The sequence below is a fragment of the Vibrio sp. Vb0937 genome, assembly GCF_033338855.1.
In genome coordinates this window covers 1-1,897 of sequence record NZ_JAWOTK010000097.1, presented here as the reverse complement: position 1 = coordinate 1,897, position 1,897 = coordinate 1, and the positions used below count along the sequence as shown (strand labels likewise).

Sequence of the window (1,897 nt, the reverse complement as noted above, 5' to 3'; positions counted from 1 at the left end):
TAGCATCACTTTAACGGCTTGACCTCGGAAAGAGCGCTTGATGATGTTGGCAAAGATACTGTTAAAGATAACATCCAGATTGAAACTCTCTAGAGCAATACGGCTAGACTTGTTCTCATCCTCTAACTCCACAGAGATCCCCGCTTTGGCGAAATCGTCTCGCCACACATCCACCACAGATTGCGTAATTTGGCTTAGGTTGTAGTTTTGACTGCCGTTACTCGCATCACCTGGAGCACTTTTAAGCTCATTCAGCTGCCAGTAAGTTTTTGATACGTGATCCTCTGTGATGGAATCTCTCTCCACTGGCAATTTTGACGAGATATAATCGACGCTGGTTTTTATAGACTGAGCAACATGGTCAACTAATAGATTTCTAACCTGAATTTGCTTTCTTAACTGTTGGTTACTCGTCAATAATACGCGGCTTTGATGCCTTAGTTGGTTGGTCTTTAGAGTGACCTGAGCAGCAAGCTCTCGGTTTGCTTGCATAACATATCGTGAACGCCAGTACATGATAAGGCCGATAAGCGTAGAAATTGAGACGAAAAAGCCTAATATCGCAAGCTGGGATAGATACCATGGTTTGAGCACTTCAAAACGAGACTCTAAGCCAACAACGCCCGCCGTTACCTGTGACTCGTTACTCACTTGAAGGTGGTATTCCCCAGAGTTGAGGTGCTCTAAGGTTAACTGACCCCCTTCTAAAGTCTGCCATCGGTCGTCTTCGTTTAAGCGGTAGTAAAGGTTCTGGCTATCCGGTTTAGGCATGATGCCAAAGAGAAAACTCAGCGAAGAACCATAAGGCAGCTTAATCCCATCAAGGTCGGAACTCCCCACTTGGATTACATCGTTTTCAAGCATCACTTGGCTAACAATAAAGCGGGATTCTGGCGGGTTTGACACCAATAGTTTTGAAGCCTCTGCTTTAACTAATCCATATTTTGAGCCTAAAACAAGTTCACGTTCACCATCTTCTGTGCGTTTCACTACGCTACATATCCCAGGAATAAACTCATTATTAATCAAGCCCGATGCAGATGAATAGTGTTTAACTAACTCACCGGACAATCGGTAGTAACTCAACCCAACAGAAGATGCGAGCCACACACCTTTCGCATCACTGATCAAACACGCCGGACGAGCATTAGCAACACTCATCTCCAAGACTTGCTTGGCTTCGCCACCAGCCACTGTTTTAAACAACCCATAGGAAGAGGCAAACCACTGAGAGCCATCCGCCGCTGTCACTATATCTAGAGACTCGCCATATTTTTCCGAGAAACGATTGAAACGAATACGTTCATCATCGTATTCATAAATGCCGTGGTCCGTACCAATAAAAAGTTTATCTTCGGTATCATATAAGCGCGTCACTTTAGCTGGTAAGTACTGACTCACGATCCATTCGCTACCAAAGTTTCTGACGGATTGCTTGTCGATATCAACGTTGTAAAGTTGGTAACCGCTGGATACCCACAAACGGTTTGTGTCGTCTAGAGCAATGTGCTCAACAGCATGCCCAGCCATTACTTGTAAATAAGGGAAGCTAATCTTTTTCAGCCCCTCCAGTTGGAATATCTCCAAGCCTTTTGAAGTGGCAAGCCATAACATGCCTCGTTGGAACGCAAATTCGTTAATTTGAGAATCTAATTCTAAGACTTTTACAATCCCTTCCGCGCCAGAACGATACAGTTTGCGGTCATCGGCAAACCAAAGCACACCATCTGGCCCTGTTACCGTTTGTCTGATACGACCAGATAAGGTTTGCGAGTCATAACTACTAAAGGTGACTCGCTCAAATTTTTTGCTGAACAAAGAGTAATAACGAATGCCTTGGTTGGTCGCTATCCACATTCCGCCCATGTTGTCGCTAAGTAAGGAATAAATTTTAGTG

At 44.3% G+C, this 1,897-nt stretch carries 1 pseudogene; it reads right to left on the bottom strand.

Annotated elements, in window-relative coordinates:
- Positions 1-1,897, bottom strand: a pseudogene (locus tag R7P67_RS23420) (AraC family transcriptional regulator); the annotation flags it as partial.